The sequence below is a fragment of the Micromonospora sp. PLK6-60 genome (genome assembly GCF_019890675.1).
In the GTDB taxonomy this organism is placed as follows: domain Bacteria; phylum Actinomycetota; class Actinomycetes; order Mycobacteriales; family Micromonosporaceae; genus Micromonospora.
On the sequence record NZ_JAIOAA010000012.1, the window covers coordinates 65,414 to 79,569 of the forward strand.

Consider the following 14,156-nt stretch of genomic DNA (forward strand, 5'->3'; position numbering starts at 1 on the left):
ACCCGAGCGGGTTCGCTCGCCTCGTGCCCCGACCGGGAAAGGTGGAACCTTGCGCGTCTTCCTGCGGCGTACCGTGCGGAACCAGCGACCGGCCCGAGCGGCGAGGCCGGGGGCCAACTACCGCTCGTCGGCGTACCTTCCGTTGCTGCCCTGGCAGGTCCGGGAACGGCGGTTCCGCCGGACCCGGCTGGGGCGGCGCGGGCTCGACCCGGAGGAGGTGGGGCGCTTCCTCGACCGGGTCGCCGGGGACCTCGCCGCGGTGCACGAGGCGCTGCGGGACAGCCGGCTGGAGACGGCCAGGATCAAGGACGCGCTGCGGCGCTGGCAGTCCGAGCAGGCCCAGCGGGCGCACGCCGGCCGGCGCTGATGGCCGACCGCGAGCGCTTCGTCGTACACCTGCCGGTGGTCGCGACGGATCTGGCCGGCGCCCTGCGACTTGCCCGGGTGCTCGCGCGGTGGGCCGGCCTGCTGCCGGCGGCCGACCCGGGGGAGACCACCGTGTCGGCGGAGGACGAGCAGGGCGTACGCCATCGGGTCTTCTGCGATCTGCGGCTGCCCGGCGGGCGGCGCTGCCTGCTGCGGGCCGGCCACGACGGGTCGTGCACCCGTCGGCTGGCCCGGTGAGGGTAAGCACGCGGGCGGACGCGCGGCTACCCTCGCGGCATGTCGACCTTGACCGATGCCGAGCTGGCGATCGCCGGGGCGCGGGCGGGCGCCGCCGTGGTGCGGGCTCGTTACGGCACCCCGCTGACCCGGATCGAGAAGTCGGCGACCGACTTCGCCACCGCCGCCGACATCGAGGCGGAACGGGCCGTCCTGGACACGCTGCGGGCGGCCCGGCCCGACGACGCCGTGCTCGGCGAGGAGGGCGGCCGGACCGGGAGTGTGGACGCGGCCCGCACCTGGCTGGTCGACCCGCTCTGCGGCACCCTCAACTTCGCGGCCCGCACCCAACTGGTGGCGGTGAACGTCGCCCTGCGCGCCACCGCCGGCGTCACCGCGGCGGCCGCCGCCGACCCGTTCACCGACGAGGTCTTCTGGACCGACGGCGCGGGCGGGTACGTCCGGCGGGGCGACGCGGACGAGCCGCTGGTGCCGACGGCCGAGTCCCGGATCGTCGACGTCAACCTGGATCCGCCGTTTGCGAACGCGCCCGCCTTCCGGGGCGTCGACCTGCTCGCCGACGAGCGGTTCGTCGCCCGGTTCCGGCCGCGGGTGGTCTCCACGACGCTGGCGGTCGCCTGGGTCGCCGCCGGCCGCCGGGCGGCGTACGTGACCGACGGTCCACTGGTCGACACCGTGCACTTCGCCGCCGGGGTGGCGCTGTGCCGGGCGGCCGGCGCCGTGGTGACCGGCCTGCTCGGCCAGCCGCCGGAGACCGGCGTGGGCGGGCTGCTGGTGGCGGCGGACGCGGAGACGCACGCCGAGCTGCTTGCCCTGGTCCGCGACCGGTTCACCGGCTGAGCCGCCCGACCGGGGCGTTCCGGTCGGGACGGCTCGCGGTGGCGGTCAGACCGCCGCGCCGTACCGCTGGAGCAGGGTGGGCCAGCCGCCCTCCCCGGCCACCGACGCGCGCATGCCCGGCCAGCCGGGGCCGTGCGCGTCCAGCCGGTCGTGCACCAGGTCGACCTGCGTGCCGGTGTCGGTGGGGGTGAAGGTGACGGTCACCCGGCTGCTCGGCGCGTCCGGTGCGGGCGGCTGCCAGTCGGTGCCGATCAGCCAGGCGAAGGCGAAGGTGCGGGGCGGGTCCCAGGTGAGGACGCGCCCCCAGGCGCAGACCTCGCCGGCGTCGTTCTGCTCCCAGAGCCGGCCGCCCTCGTGCGGGTCGATGCCGACCTCCTTCAGCTCGCCGGGCAGTAGGTGGTGTTCGCGGATCCACCAGGTGTCGATGCCGCTGGTGAACACCTCGAAGGCACGTTCCGGCGGAACGGCGACGTGGATGCTGCTGCGTACGGAGCTGTCCTGGTCGGTGTGGGTCGTCATGGTTTCTCCTCTGCTGCCTTCTCGGCGGCCTGCGCGAACGCCGCCAGGGACTGGTGCCAGAAGCGGTCGAAGTAGGCGCGCACCGCCGCCAGGCCCTCCCGGTCGACCGCGTAGACGCGCCGCGTGCCCATGGCCGTGGCCGAGACGAGCCCGGCCTCCTTGAGCACCTTGAGATGTTGGGAGACCGCCGGTCTGCTGACCGGCAGGTCGTCCGCGATCTGCGCGACCGAACGGGGACCGGCGGCGAGGAGTTCGAAGATGGTCCGCCGGGTCCCGTCACCGAGGGCCTCGAGCATGCGCCCTTGGTAAGCCGTCACGAACGGTAAGTCTAGACTTTCCATTCGGGCTGTCAAGGAAACGGCGCCGGTCCGGGAGTCAGGCCTCGCGGCGGTAGACGGAGATGTGGGTCCGGCTCTGTGCGGTGAAGGGGGACCGGTCCCAGTCGGCGTACCGCTCGGCGAGCCGCAGCCCGGCCCGCTCGGCCATCGCGTCGATCTGCTCCGGCCAGGCGTAGCGCATCGCGAACGGGTGCAGGTGCACGCCGTCCCGGTCGAAGGTGATGGTCTGCCGGACGAAGGTCTGTGCCGCCCGGTCGTACTGGTGCACCCGGATGGTGGCCGAGTCCTCGGTGACCTCCCGCATCTGCACCTGCTCGTCCCGGTCGAAGTCCGCCGGGTCGGGCACGAAGGTCTCGATCACGAACGCGCCGCCGGGGGCCAGCACCCGGGCGACGTTGCGGAAGCAGTCCTCCTGCCGGCCCGCCCCGGTCAGGTTGAACAGCGTGTTGAAGACCAGGAAGACCAGGGAGTACGGCCCGTCGACCGGTACGTCGGCCATGTCGCCGATCGCCACCGGCAGCCGGTCACCGCCCGGCTTGTCCCGCAGCACCGCCACCATCTCCTCGGACGCCTCCACGCCCTCCACCGCCAACCCCCGCTCGGCCAGCGGCAGGGCCACCCGACCGGTCCCGATCGCCAGCTCCAGCACCGGCTCCGGGCCGGCGAGCGGGGCGAGAAAATCCACCGCCGGCGCGGGGTCCGGGTTGCCCGGATCGTCGTAGGTGGCCGCCCAGAGCCGGCCGAACAGGGCGGGATCGTCGAAGATGGACATCGTTTCCTCTCGATTGGCGTCATTCCAGCCAATCGGTGGCCGCCGGTCGGGGCAACCACTTTTCCCGACCGGCGGGCCAGCCAGGGCGGTCAGGCCGGGCGGTGCGCCAGCAGGTAGCAGCGGTCGGTCGCCGCCTCCTGCGGCAGGGGCGCCCGGTCCAGCCGGGCCCGCACCGTCAGCCCCGCCCCGCGCAGCGCCTCGACCACCGTCTCCACCGCGAAGAAGTGGAAGTCCACGTCGACCGGGTGGCCCCACCAGTCGTCCAGGTGCCGCACCTCGGCGCCGACGTGGAACGCGACCAGCAGCGGCGCGCCGGGGCGCAGCACCCGCCGCAGCTCGGCGAACGCCGGCGGCAGCTCGGCGGGGGTCAGGTGGATGACCGAGTAGAGCGCCACGGCCGCCGCGAACTCGCCGTCCGCGGCCGGCAGCGCCAACAGGTCACCCTCCCGGAACTCGACCTCCGGGTACGCCCGCCGGCCGGCGTCGAGCATGCCGGGGGAGAGGTCCACGCCGACCGCCCGGACGCCCTGCCCGGCCAGCCACGCCGCCACGTGCCCGGGGCCGCAGCCCAAATCCGCCACGGTGGCGTCCGCCCCGGCCAGCTCGACCAGCGCGGCGAGCAGCGCCCGGTCCAGCGGCTTGCCGTCGAGTTCGTCGCCGATCCGCTCCCGGTAGGAGTCGGCGACCGTGTCGTAGCTGCGGCGTACCCGGTCGTGGTCGGTGGCGGGCGGCACGGCCTCAGCCTGCCACCGGCGCGACCCGGGCGCGGCTCCCGGCCGTCACGAGGAGATGTAGTGCAGGATCACGTTGTGCACGTGGTGGCTCTTCTCCGCGCCGCGGAACTCCACCTCGTAGGTCTGGGTGCCGACGTGCACGGCGATCGAGCCGGTGGAGAAGAACGACCCGCCCCACGACTTGTTGCTCACCACGCTCACGCTGGTGATCTTGCTGTACGGGATGCTGGTGATCGCGTACTTCTTGCCGATGAACGAGCGGTCCTGGATGATCACGCGCCGGTCGGTGAGCCCGATGAACCCGGTGCCGGTCCCCACGGCGTCGTAGACGGCGATGATCCGTTCCCCGTCGAGCAGCCCGCTCTGGATCTGTTGGAACTGCTCCTTGCGGTCGTACGTCGCGTTGGCCATGCGTCCCACCGTACGAACCCCGGGCCACTTGCTCAGGTCAGCGGGTTCGCCTGGACCGCGGCCCGGACGAACTCCCGGACCCGGGCCGTGTCGTTGCCGGCCGACCAGACCGGCCCGCGCAGGATCGGCGGCGCGTCGTGGATCGGCACGTACGCCACGTCGGGGCGCGGGTAGTAGCGCCGGGTGTGCGCGCCCACCGGCAACACACCGCGGCCCATGGCGACCAGCGTCAGCATCTCGGAGAACGTGTTGCCGACCGGCCCCCTCGGCACCGCCCGGCCGGACGGGGTCGACTCCGGGGTGCGGTCCCGCTTGAAGGCCGCCGAGGTCACCGCCGGGTACTGCACCACCGGGTGCTCCGCGAGCACCTCCAGCGAGACCGAATTCGCGCCGGCCAGCGGATGGGTCGCGGCCACCGCGAGCACCCGGGGCTCCGACAGCAGCGGCGGGCCGCACCTCATCCCGTCGAACGGGTACGCCGCGACGAGGACATCGACCGTGCCGTCCCGAAGGCTCGACCGGGAGTTGGCCAGCTGCACCTCGGTCACCTCGACCGCACACTCCGGGTGGCGCCCGGTGAACAGGCCGACGGCTCGCAGCAGCACCGGCGCGGTCCACTCGCCGAGGAACGCAACCCGTAGCCGGCCGGTGATCCCGCGACCGGCCTCGACCGCCCGGCGTACCGCCTCGTCCATGCCGGCCACCAGCGGGGCCAGGTCGTCGGCGAGCTGCCGGCCGATCGGGGTGAGTCGCACGACCCGGCTGGTACGCGCGAACAGCGGCGCGCCGATCCGCCGCTCCAGCTTCCTGATCACCTGACTGACCCGACCGGTCGTCACCCGCAGCCGTTCGGCGGTCCGACCAAAGTGCAGCTCTTCGGCGAGGGCCAGGAAGGTCTCCACCTCGTGGCGTTCCAGCACGTCCGAACCCTTCGTTGAACCTGGCTCAACGATGGTAGAGCGTTCGGGTCTTGGTCGGCTCCGTCGCTCGGCGGAGGGTGGGAGCAGCAGAGACGAGCCCGAAAGGCAGCGTGAACCATGACGACCGTGAGCGACCAGTTGGCGACCCTCGACCCACCACTGCGCGAAATCGCGGAGGAACTGCGCAGCGTCATCGAAGCGGCACTGCCCGAGGCGTCCGCTGCGGTGTGGCACGGTCACCCGGTGTGGGGACTCGGTGACAAGCCGGGGCGGCAGCCGGTCTGCCTGGTCAAGGGATACTCCTCGCACGTCGCCTTCGGGCTGTGGCGGGGGCAGGACATCGAGGACCGGTCCGGACGGCTGGTTCCCGGGGCCCGGCGGATGGCGTCGGTGAAGCTGCGTGCCGCCGCCGACCTCGACGCCGCCCTGTTCGCCGGCTGGCTGCGCCAGGCGTACGCGCTGGAGGCGAAGTGAGCGCGGTCAGCGTCACCGGGCTCGACCACCTGGTGCTCAACGTGGCCGACGTCGACCGGTCACTGGACTTCTACTGCGCAACCCTCGATCTGGCCCCGGTCCGGGTCGAGCAGTGGCGGGCCGGGCGGGTGCCGTTCCCGTCGGTGCGGGTCGACGCGGGGACCATCATCGACCTGGTGCACGGCGATCGGGGTGGCACCAACGTCGACCACTTCTGCCTGGTCGTCGAGCCGTTGGACTGGCAACAGGTGATCGACTCGGGGATCTTCACCGTGCTGGCGGGTCCGGTCGAGCGGTTCGGCGCGCGAGGCAGCGCCATCTCGGTCTACGTCCGGGACCCGGACGGCAACTCGGTGGAGCTGCGCTGGTACCCGCAGGACGTGGCAGGCTGAGCGAGGTCAGGAGCCGGTGACGGCGCGGTACGCGTCCTCGATGCGGGCGGCCAGCAGGACCTCGCCCTCGCTCAACGGGGCGCCGTCGCCGTGCCCGACCCGGATCTGCGTCCGGTCGGCGCGCCGGCTGATGTCCGGGCGCAGGCGCAGGGCGTCCGCGACCACCTTGACCCGCTCGGTCAGGGCCGCGTGCTGGGTGTCGTCCATGACCAGGGTCCGGCGGATCTGTTCGCCTTCGCGCGTCCAACCGGACAGCAAGGTCAACGCGTCACTGAGATAGTCGTGTTTCGCTCGGCTTGCAAACAGCGCGCGCATCACCGCACCTCCCAGGCGTCGTTGCCGGCTTGTGGCCAAATCGTCGCCGTCCCGTGTCCTCGTCGGTTCCCCAAGTTTGGTCTCCCGCGCGTGGGTGTGTCCACGCCCACACTTCCCAGATCTATTGGCCTGGCGGCCGGCCAAGGTACCCAAACCGCCGATTGATCTGGCACCCTGGACGCCCGTGCGGACCGAACGGGCTAATGGGCATGGGCAGGCCGACCGACGCGACCCGAAGGTCGTCGTCGGGGCCGCGATCATCGTGGACGGGCGGGTGCTCGCCTGCGCCCGGGCCGCCCCGCCCGAGGTCGCCGGCCGGTGGGAGTTCCCCGGCGGCAAGGTCGAGCCCGGCGAGAGCGAGACCGCCGCGCTGGTCCGGGAGTGCGCCGAGGAGCTGGCCGTACGCGTGGAGGTCGGCGACCGGGTCGGCCGGGACGTCCGGATGGCCCACGGCCGGTCCGTGCTGCGGGTGTACGCGGCCCGGCTGCTGCACGGCGACCAGCCGGAGGCGCTGGAGCACTCCGCGCTGCGCTGGCTGTCGGCCGACGAACTGGACACCGTCGACTGGCTCCCCGCGGACGTCCCGATCGTGGCCGCGCTGCGGCCACTGCTCGCCGCGGACTGACCCGGACGCGCTGACCGGGGCCCAAGCGCCGGCTGACGCCGAAGCGCTGGCTGGGGCCGAAGCGGACACCCGGTCGGAAACGGGACGGGGGCCGCCGGCAGTCGCCGTGGCCCCCGTCATCGTCTGCGCCGGTGTGCTCAGTGCTTCTCGTCCTGCTGCGGGTGGGCGAAGTTGAGGTGCTCGGGCGGCAGCGGGAAGCTGACGTCGTCACCGAACGGCGACGGGGCCGCGGCCCGGTCGAAGGTCAACTCCGTCAGCGGGAGCTTGCCGCTGGCGTCGACGGCCGGGGCGGTCGGGTGGGGCACCTCGCGGTGCCAGTTGACGCCCTGCTGCGCCTGGCGCTCGGCCTGCGCGTCGTGCGAGCCGCCGGCGTGCGAGTGCACACCGCCGTGCGCGGCACCCGCGCGCACCGCACCGCTGGAATGGCCGCTGGTCACGCTGGTCTGAGGCACCTGACCCCTCCGGAAGATCTTGCTACCAAGCCACACAAGGGGATCGTACCTGCGGTCGACGACGCGCTCCTTCATGGGGATGATCGCGTTGTCTGTGATCTTGATGTGCTCGGGGCAGACCTCGGTGCAGCACTTGGTGATGTTGCAGAAGCCCAGGCCCTGCTCGGCCTGCGCGTACTCCTTGCGGTCGGTCTTCGCGTCGAGCGGGTGCATGTCCAGCTCGGCGGCCCGGATGAAGAAACGCGGGCCGGAGAACGCCTGCTTGTTCTCGTCGTGGTCCCGGATCACGTGGCAGACGTTCTGGCACAGGAAGCACTCGATGCACTTGCGGAACTCCTGCGAGCGTTCCACGTCGACCTGTTGCATCCGGTACTCGCCCGGCGCGAGGTCGGCCGGCGGCGCGAACGCCGGGGTCTCCCGGGCCTTCTCGTAGTTGAAGGAGACGTCGGTGACCAGGTCGCGGATCACCGGGAAGGTCCGCAACGGGGTCACCGTGACCGTCTCGTCCTCCTCGAAGGTGGACATCCGGGTCATGCAGCTCAGCCGCGGCTTGCCGTTGATCTCCATCGAGCAGGAGCCGCACTTGCCCGCCTTGCAGTTCCACCGGCAGGCGAGGTCGGGCGTCTCGGTGGCCTGGAGTCGGTGGATGACGTCGAGGACCACCTCGCCCTCGTTCACCTCGACCGTGTAGTCCTGCAGGTCACCGCCGGTGTCGTCGCCGCGCCAGATCCGGAACTGCCTCTTGGTTCCCATCAGTTGCCCGCCTCCTTCGCGAGGGCGTCGAACTCGGCGAGTTCCTCGTCGGTCAGGTACTTGGACAGCTCGGCCCGGTCGAACAGGCCGATCAGCTCCGCCCGCATCTTCGGCAGCGGCTTGTGGGTCAGCACGACGGCGTCCCCGTCGAGCTTGCAGACCAGGTTCACCTGGCGCCACCTGGGCTCCATCCCCGGGAAGTCCTCCCGGGTGTGCCCGCCGCGGGACTCCTGCCGCTCCAGCGCGGCCTTCGCGGTGCACTCCGACACCACAAGCATGTTGCGCAGGTCCAGCGCGAGGTGCCAGCCCGGGTTGTAGCGCCGGCCGCCGGCCGCGCTGACCTTCGCCACCCGCTCGCGCAGCTCGGCCAGCCGGGACATGGCGTCCACCAGCTCGCCCTCCCGGCGGATGATGCCGACCAGGTCGCCCATCACCGCCTGGAGATCCTGCTGCAGGACGTACGGGCTCTCGCCGGTGTCGCGCTGCAACGGCGCCAGCGCCGTCTCCACCGCGGCCTCCACCGCGCTGACCGACACCTGCGGCCGGGCGGCCAGCCCGTCGGCGTACGAGGCGGCGTGGCCGCCGGCCCGCTTGCCGAAGACCAGCAGGTCGGAGAGCGAGTTGCCGCCGAGCCGGTTGGAGCCGTGCATGCCGCCGGAGACCTCACCGGCGGCGAACAGCCCCTGCACGGTGCCGAACGCGGCCCCCGAGTCCGGGTCGACCTCGACGCCGCCCATCACGTAGTGGCAGGTCGGACCGACCTCCATCGGCTCCTTGGTGATGTCGACGTCGGCCAGCTCCTTGAACTGGTGGTACATCGACGGCAGCCGGCGACGGATCTCCTCGGCCGACTTGCGGGAGGCGATGTCGAGGTAGACGCCCCCGGCGGGCGTACCCCGGCCGGCCTTGACCTCGCTGTTGATCGCCCGGGCGACCTCGTCGCGGGGGAGCAGCTCCGGCGGGCGCCGGTTGTTGTCCGGGTCCTCGTACCAGCGGTCCGCCTCCTCCTCGGTCTCCGCGTACTGCTTCCGGAAGACGTCGGGGACGTAGTCGAACATGAACCGCTTGCCGTCGGAGTTCTTCAGGACGCCGCCGTCGCCGCGCACCGACTCGGTGACCAGGATGCCCTTCACCGAGGGCGGCCAGACCATGCCGGTCGGGTGGAACTGGAGGAACTCCATGTTGATAAGCGTCCCGCCGGCCCGCAGCGCCAGCGCGTGTCCGTCCCCGGTGTACTCCCAGGAGTTCGAGGTGACCTTGTAGGAGCGGCCCACCCCGCCGGTCGCCAGGACCACCGCCGGGGCCTCGAAGAGGACGAACTCGCCGGACTCCCGGTAGTAGCCGAACGCCCCGGCCACCCGGTCGCCGTCGAGCAGCAGCTCGGTGATGGTGGTCTCGGAGAAGACCCGGATCCGGGCCTCGTAGTCGCCGAGGTCGCGCTTGTCCTCCTGCTGGAGGGAGACGATCTTCTGCTGGAGGGTACGGATCAGCTCCAGGCCGGTCCGGTCGCCGACGTGCGCCAGTCGCGGATACTCGTGGCCACCGAAGTTGCGCTGCGAGATCTTGCCGTCCTTGGTGCGGTCGAAGAGCGCGCCGTACGTCTCCAGCTCCCAGATCCGCTGCGGCGACTCCTTGGCGTGCAGCTCGGCCATCCGGAAGTTGTTCAGGAATTTGCCGCCGCGCATCGTGTCGCGGAAGTGGACCTGCCAGCTGTCCCGGCTGTTCACGTTGCCCATGGCGGCGGCCGCGCCGCCCTCGGCCATCACCGTGTGCGCCTTGCCGAACAGCGACTTGGAGATGATCGCGGTCTTCTTGCCCGCCAGCCGGGCCTCGATCGCCGCCCGCAGGCCGGCGCCGCCGGCCCCGATCACGACGACGTCGTAGTGGTGTCGTTCGATTCGCGTCTCAGTCATGTCCAGGGGCCTCTAGTTGATGAACCGCAGGTCGTTGAACCAGCCGGCGGCGATGGCCATGACGTAGAAGTCGGTCAGCGCCAGCGTGCCGAGGGTGATCCAGGCGAGCTGCATGTGCCGGACGTTCAGCCAGGACACCCCGGTCCAGGCCTTGTACCGCACCGGGTGCTTGGAGAAGTGCTTCAGCCGGCCGCCGATGATGTGCCGGCAGGAGTGGCAGGAAATCGTGTACGCCCAGAGCATCACCACGTTGGCCAGCAGGATCAGGTTGCCGAGCCCGAAGCCGAAGCCCTTGGGAGAGTGGAAGGCGTAGATCGCGTCCCAGGTGTTGATCAGCGAGATGATCGCGGCGGCGTAGAAGAAGTAGCGGTGCAGGTTTTGCCCGAGCAGCGGGAACCGGGTCTCACCGCTGTAGCTCTGGTGCCCGTCCGGCACCGCGCAGGCCGGCGGCGACAGCCAGAACGACCGGTAGTACGCCTTGCGGTAGTAGTAGCAGGTCAGCCGGAACAGCAGCAGGAACGGCAGGGTGAAGGCCGCGTCCGGGATGATCCACCAACCGGGCAGGTACTGGCCGAAGTGCGAGGAGCCCTCCACGCACCGGTCGGTGACGCACGGCGAGTAGAACGGCGTCAGGTAGTGGTACTGCTCCACCCAGTACCACTTGTGCATGAAGACCCGGACCGTCGCGTAGCTGACCCACGCGCCGAGCCCGACGACGGTGATCAGTGGCGCCAGCCACCAGCGGTCGGTGCGCAACGTCTTCGCCGCGATGGCGGCGCGTGCTCGCGCTCCCCGCGGCTGCGATCTCGGCGTCTTGGCCGACGTTGTTGTCATTCGAGTCGTCTCCCTGACGTCGCTGCCCCGCCGGGCGGCGGATCACGTTCCGTTCGGCCGGCGGAGGCGGTGAGGCCGCGTCCGCCGGACCGGGTGCTGCACGCGTGCGACCGCGCCGCGAAAAGGGCGCAGCTAAGTGACACACGTTACGCCGATCTTCACGGCCCGGCCGTGCAACGCAGTGTCCCGTGTGTTTTCCAGCTTGGAAAGACCTTCCGCCAAGATCAATATTTGGCGCCCCTCATGGACCGACGGCGCGACATGCGGCAGCCCGGGGTGTCCGGGCGTCGGGATGGCGCGGGTTGCGGCGGTGCGGGGTGTCGGGACGCGCGTGGCTCGGGATGGTGCGGGTTGCGGTGGTGCGGGGTGTCGGGCGGTCAGCCGGAGGCGCCGCCGGTGAAGTGCCAGGACGCCAGGCGCACCGCCGGCGCCGCCCACCAGAGGCCGTCGGTCCGGTCCGGCTGGCGGACCGCCGCACTGCCCAGGCCGAGCACCGCACCCGGCCCCATCGCCCGCGGGTACGCCTCGGTGAACCGCAGGTCGCGCACCGCCCGGACGGGCACCCCGTCCTCGACCAGCCACACCCCGTTGCGGGTCAGCCCGGTCACCACCAGGCTCTTCGGATCGAGCACCCGGGTGTACCAGAGGTCGCTGACCAGCAGCCCGCGTGCCATCCCCGCCACCAGCGCGGCGGTGTCCGGGTCGGCCACCGCCCCCGTCACCGACCCGCCCGCCGGGACGCCGGCGCGACTGGCCGCCGGGTGACCCGAGCCGGTCGTCGGGTCGGCGGGGGCGGGCAGCAGGCGGAGGTTGTGCGGGAGCGGGCCGAAGGTGCCCGAGCCGGCCATCGCGTGCCCGGTCGACGCCCCGCCGGCCGCGCTGCGCCGGTCGTGCACCACCGCCCGGGTCACCCCGCCGTCCACCAGGGTCACCGCCCGGCGCGGCGTGCCCTCCAGGTCGAACTGGAGGTGGGAGCCGTGCAGCGGATCGTCCACCAGGGTCACCGCCGGGTCGAACTGGGCCACGCCCGGCTCGGCGAAGGACTGCCGCTCGGCGTACCGCTTGCCGTTGAAGCCGTACCAGGCGAGCTTCTGCAACAGGTCGCTCACGGCGGCCGGCTCGAAGACCACCTCGTACCGGCCCGGGGGCAGCTCGACCGGCTCGGCGGCGGCGCGGGCCTTGGCGGCGGCCCGGGCGCCCAGCACCGCGCCGTCCAGCTCGGCGAGGTGGTCGGCGTGCTGCCGGGCCACCCCGTCGGCGGTGCCGGTCCGGGCGATCCCGTCCATCGCCGCCTCCGCCGAGCGGCCGGTCGCCGAGTGGCCCGCCGAGTTGGCGAACGCCTCGTGCCGGGACGATGTACGGCAGTAGCCGGCCGCCTCCAGGCCACCCACCGCAGCCACGAACGCGCGGACCCGCTCCGCCCGGTCCTCGGGCCGGGCCTGCGCGGTGGCGTCGTCGGTGGGCGGGGCGGGCGGGACGGCGGTGGGCGGGGTCAGCCCCGGCCAGGCCGGGTCGGCCGGGGCGAGCCGGGCCGCCGCCACCGTCCGCTCGACCAGCGCGGTCAGCCCGTCGGCGTCGACCAGGCTGCCGCTGCCGCCCGCCGTCCGGCCGCCGAGGTGCAGCCGCAGCCGCACCGCCACCCCCACCTCGTCGACGTTCTGGTGGATGAAGGAGTTGGCGAACCGGGTCAGCGCCAGCTGGTGCCGGGCGACGGTGACCTCGGCCTGGGCGTCCGGTCCGGCCAGGCGGCGGACCAGCTCCACCACCCGGGCGGCGACGTCCAGCTCGCTGCCGGTCATGCGCGTACCCCCACTCGGACGTTGCGGAAGCGGGCCGGGGCGGCCGGATGGCCGGTGTGCCCGACCTGGCCGGGCTGGCCCTTGCCGCAGTTCGGCGTGCCCCAGGAGACGGTCTCGGCGGAGAGCATGTCCATCGAGCGCCAGAACAGCGGGCCGATGCCGGTGTAGGTGGGGTTGCGCAGCATCCGACCCCGCCGGCCCTTCTTGACCTCCCAGCCGACCTCGCAGCCGAACTGGAAGTTGAGCCGCTTGTCGTCGATCGACCAGGACCGGTTGATGTCCATCAGCACCCCGTCGTCGGTGGCGTCGATGATCTCGTCGAGGGTGTGCGGGCCCGGCTCCAGGCCGACGTTCGTCATCCGGACCATCGGCAGCCGGGACCAGCCGTCCGCCCGTACGCTGCCGCCGTAGTCCAGGCCGGCGACGGCGGCCGAGTCCCGGCCGGCGAGCACGCCCACCCAGCGTCCCTCCCGGACGGCGTCCCGGCGCACCGCCGGGGAGCCCTCGTCGTCGAAGCCGAAGCTGCCCAGCGCGCCGGGGATGGTCGGGTCGATGGTGACGTTCATCAGCTCGGAGCCGTAGCGCAGCGAGCCGAGCCGGGCCAGGTCCAGCCAGGAGGTGCCGGCGAAGGCGGCCTCCCAGCCGAGGATCCGGTCCAGCTCGATGGCGTGCCCGACCGACTCGTGGATCTGGAGGGCGAGCTGCTCGCCGCCGAGGATCAGGTCGGTCTCGCCGGCCGGGCACTGCGGCGCGGTGAGCAGCGCCCGGGACTCCTCGGCGATCTGTGCCGCGTGCGCGGCGAGGTCGAGGGAGGTGACCAGCTCCCAGCCGGTGGTGCCGTACTGGCCGCGGTAGCTCGGGTAGGACCGGCGCTGGGTCTCGCCGTCGCCGATCGAGGTGGCCGAGATGCCGCCGCCGCACTCCCGGATCCGCTGGTCGATCCGGTGCCCCTCGCTGGAGACGAACCACTTGGCGGTGTCCCAGATCTGGTAGAGCCCCTCGGCCAGGTCGGCCCCGTGCTCGCGGATCGTCGCGGTGGCCCGGACCAGCAGGTCGCCCTTGTCGGACAGGGCCACCCCGAGCGGGTCGACCACGCAGGTCGAGGCCCAGCTCGCGGTGGTCGGCGCGCTCGGCACCAGGTCGATCGGCGGGCCGGCGACCCGGGCGCTCGCGGTGGCGATCGCCGCGGCCCGCCGGCCGGCCGCGCGTGCCGCCGCGTCCGACAGGTCGGGTACGGCGTGGAAGCCCCAGCTCGACCCGACCAGCGCGCGCACCCCCAACCCGAGGCTCTCGTCCTGGGTCAGTTCCTCGATCGTTCCGTCGCGCGCCGACATCGACTCGTAGCGGCGGTGCATCACCCGGGCGTCCGCGTACCGGGCGCCGGCGTCCAGGGCGGCCTGCACGGCGGCGGTCGCCACGTCGAACTCGGTCATGGCCCGAC

Annotated in this window: 18 protein-coding genes; 6 read left to right on the top strand and 12 right to left on the bottom strand. The window is 72.5% G+C overall.

Features of this window, described 5'->3' with window-relative positions; translation table 11 throughout:
* The first annotated feature begins 49 nt into the window (after window positions 1-49).
* Genes K7640_RS21340 through K7640_RS21350 form a run of 3 tightly spaced genes read left to right on the top strand, consistent with a single transcriptional unit; the run spans window position 50 to window position 1,464 of the window.
* Window positions 50-367, top strand: a complete 318-nt coding sequence (locus K7640_RS21340) for a DivIVA domain-containing protein (RefSeq protein ID WP_222956646.1) — start codon at window positions 50-52, stop codon at window positions 365-367.
* Window positions 367-624: a hypothetical protein gene (locus tag K7640_RS21345; protein WP_222956647.1), complete on the top strand. Its 258-nt coding sequence runs from the start codon at window positions 367-369 to the stop codon at window positions 622-624. Before K7640_RS21340 ends, K7640_RS21345 begins: the two co-directional genes overlap by 1 nt.
* Window positions 625-663: 39 nt before the next feature.
* Window positions 664-1,464, top strand: a complete 801-nt coding sequence (locus K7640_RS21350) for an inositol monophosphatase family protein (RefSeq protein ID WP_222956648.1) — start codon at window positions 664-666, stop codon at window positions 1,462-1,464.
* A 45-nt stretch (window positions 1,465-1,509) separates the two neighbouring features.
* Here K7640_RS21350 and K7640_RS21355 read toward each other — a convergent pair whose 3' ends face one another.
* From K7640_RS21355 to K7640_RS21380, 6 genes are all read right to left on the bottom strand, one after another.
* Window positions 1,510-1,983, bottom strand: a complete 474-nt coding sequence (locus K7640_RS21355) for an SRPBCC family protein (protein ID WP_222956649.1) — start codon at window positions 1,981-1,983, stop codon at window positions 1,510-1,512.
* Window positions 1,980-2,279 (bottom strand): helix-turn-helix transcriptional regulator, encoded by a 300-nt coding sequence (locus K7640_RS21360; protein ID WP_222956650.1) that lies wholly within the window; start codon window positions 2,277-2,279, stop codon window positions 1,980-1,982. Before K7640_RS21360 ends, K7640_RS21355 begins: the two co-directional genes overlap by 4 nt.
* Before the next feature lie 79 nt (window positions 2,280-2,358).
* A complete protein-coding gene (locus K7640_RS21365) occupies window positions 2,359-3,093 on the bottom strand; it encodes a class I SAM-dependent methyltransferase (RefSeq protein ID WP_222956651.1) in 735 nt (244 codons plus the stop codon).
* A gap of 89 nt (window positions 3,094-3,182) precedes the next feature.
* Window positions 3,183-3,827, bottom strand: a complete 645-nt coding sequence (locus K7640_RS21370; protein ID WP_222956652.1) for a class I SAM-dependent methyltransferase — start codon at window positions 3,825-3,827, stop codon at window positions 3,183-3,185.
* A gap of 45 nt (window positions 3,828-3,872) precedes the next feature.
* Entirely contained in the window at window positions 3,873-4,238 is a 366-nt protein-coding gene (locus K7640_RS21375) for a PH domain-containing protein (RefSeq protein WP_222956653.1), read from the bottom strand.
* A 32-nt stretch (window positions 4,239-4,270) separates the two neighbouring features.
* Window positions 4,271-5,158 (bottom strand): LysR family transcriptional regulator, encoded by an 888-nt coding sequence (locus K7640_RS21380; protein ID WP_222956654.1) that lies wholly within the window; start codon window positions 5,156-5,158, stop codon window positions 4,271-4,273.
* 117 nt (window positions 5,159-5,275) lie between these two features.
* Here K7640_RS21380 and K7640_RS21385 point away from each other — a divergent pair, with 117 nt between their 5' ends.
* Window positions 5,276-5,632: a DUF1801 domain-containing protein gene (locus K7640_RS21385; RefSeq protein ID WP_222956655.1), complete on the top strand. Its 357-nt coding sequence runs from the start codon at window positions 5,276-5,278 to the stop codon at window positions 5,630-5,632.
* Window positions 5,629-6,024, top strand: a complete 396-nt coding sequence (locus tag K7640_RS21390) for a VOC family protein (protein WP_222956656.1) — start codon at window positions 5,629-5,631, stop codon at window positions 6,022-6,024. The genes K7640_RS21385 and K7640_RS21390 overlap by 4 nt, the downstream gene beginning before the upstream one ends.
* 6 nt (window positions 6,025-6,030) lie before the next feature.
* Here the strand turns inward: K7640_RS21390 and K7640_RS21395 are convergent, their stop codons facing one another.
* Window positions 6,031-6,339: a 4a-hydroxytetrahydrobiopterin dehydratase gene (locus tag K7640_RS21395; protein WP_222956736.1), complete on the bottom strand. Its 309-nt coding sequence runs from the start codon at window positions 6,337-6,339 to the stop codon at window positions 6,031-6,033.
* Window positions 6,340-6,523: 184 nt separating this feature from the next.
* Here K7640_RS21395 and K7640_RS21400 point away from each other — a divergent pair, with 184 nt between their 5' ends.
* Entirely contained in the window at window positions 6,524-6,964 is a 441-nt protein-coding gene (locus K7640_RS21400) for a (deoxy)nucleoside triphosphate pyrophosphohydrolase (RefSeq protein WP_222956657.1), read from the top strand.
* A gap of 137 nt (window positions 6,965-7,101) precedes the next feature.
* Here the strand turns inward: K7640_RS21400 and K7640_RS21405 are convergent, their stop codons facing one another.
* The 5 genes from K7640_RS21405 to K7640_RS21425 all read right to left on the bottom strand — a co-directional run bounded on the left by K7640_RS21405 (window position 7,102) and on the right by K7640_RS21425 (window position 14,148).
* Window positions 7,102-8,169 (bottom strand): succinate dehydrogenase/fumarate reductase iron-sulfur subunit, encoded by a 1,068-nt coding sequence (locus tag K7640_RS21405; RefSeq protein ID WP_222956658.1) that lies wholly within the window; start codon window positions 8,167-8,169, stop codon window positions 7,102-7,104.
* Window positions 8,169-10,082 carry a fumarate reductase/succinate dehydrogenase flavoprotein subunit gene (locus K7640_RS21410; RefSeq protein ID WP_222956659.1) on the bottom strand — a complete coding sequence of 638 codons (1,914 nt, stop codon included), beginning with the start codon at window positions 10,080-10,082 and terminating at the stop codon, window positions 8,169-8,171. Before K7640_RS21410 ends, K7640_RS21405 begins: the two co-directional genes overlap by 1 nt.
* A gap of 12 nt (window positions 10,083-10,094) precedes the next feature.
* The gene (locus tag K7640_RS21415) at window positions 10,095-10,916 is read right to left on the bottom strand and encodes a hypothetical protein (protein ID WP_222956660.1); all 822 of its coding nucleotides are present in this window, start codon (window positions 10,914-10,916) and stop codon (window positions 10,095-10,097) included.
* A gap of 377 nt (window positions 10,917-11,293) precedes the next feature.
* Window positions 11,294-12,715 carry a TldD/PmbA family protein gene (locus K7640_RS21420; RefSeq protein ID WP_222956661.1) on the bottom strand — a complete coding sequence of 474 codons (1,422 nt, stop codon included), beginning with the start codon at window positions 12,713-12,715 and terminating at the stop codon, window positions 11,294-11,296.
* Window positions 12,712-14,148, bottom strand: a complete 1,437-nt coding sequence (locus K7640_RS21425) for a TldD/PmbA family protein (protein ID WP_222956662.1) — start codon at window positions 14,146-14,148, stop codon at window positions 12,712-12,714. The genes K7640_RS21420 and K7640_RS21425 overlap by 4 nt, the downstream gene beginning before the upstream one ends.
* Window positions 14,149-14,156 lie beyond the last annotated feature (8 nt).

Bases quoted from the DNA above. Each gene is read 5' to 3' on its own strand.
- K7640_RS21425 (WP_222956662.1), bottom strand. From the start codon at position 14,148: ATGACCGAGTTCGACGTGGCGACCGCCGCCGTGCAGGCCGCCCTGGAC.
- K7640_RS21410 (WP_222956659.1), bottom strand. From the start codon at position 10,082: ATGACTGAGACGCGAATCGAACGACACCACTACGACGTCGTCGTGATC.
- K7640_RS21345 (WP_222956647.1), top strand. From the start codon at position 367: ATGGCCGACCGCGAGCGCTTCGTCGTACACCTGCCGGTGGTCGCGACG.
- K7640_RS21375 (WP_222956653.1), bottom strand. From the start codon at position 4,238: ATGGCCAACGCGACGTACGACCGCAAGGAGCAGTTCCAACAGATCCAG.
- K7640_RS21415 (WP_222956660.1), bottom strand. From the start codon at position 10,916: ATGACAACAACGTCGGCCAAGACGCCGAGATCGCAGCCGCGGGGAGCG.
- K7640_RS21355 (WP_222956649.1), bottom strand. From the start codon at position 1,983: ATGACGACCCACACCGACCAGGACAGCTCCGTACGCAGCAGCATCCAC.
- K7640_RS21365 (WP_222956651.1), bottom strand. From the start codon at position 3,093: ATGTCCATCTTCGACGATCCCGCCCTGTTCGGCCGGCTCTGGGCGGCC.
- K7640_RS21360 (WP_222956650.1), bottom strand. From the start codon at position 2,279: ATGCTCGAGGCCCTCGGTGACGGGACCCGGCGGACCATCTTCGAACTC.
- K7640_RS21420 (WP_222956661.1), bottom strand. From the start codon at position 12,715: ATGACCGGCAGCGAGCTGGACGTCGCCGCCCGGGTGGTGGAGCTGGTC.
- K7640_RS21385 (WP_222956655.1), top strand. From the start codon at position 5,276: ATGACGACCGTGAGCGACCAGTTGGCGACCCTCGACCCACCACTGCGC.
- K7640_RS21405 (WP_222956658.1), bottom strand. From the start codon at position 8,169: ATGGGAACCAAGAGGCAGTTCCGGATCTGGCGCGGCGACGACACCGGC.
- K7640_RS21395 (WP_222956736.1), bottom strand. From the start codon at position 6,339: ATGCGCGCGCTGTTTGCAAGCCGAGCGAAACACGACTATCTCAGTGAC.
- K7640_RS21350 (WP_222956648.1), top strand. From the start codon at position 664: ATGTCGACCTTGACCGATGCCGAGCTGGCGATCGCCGGGGCGCGGGCG.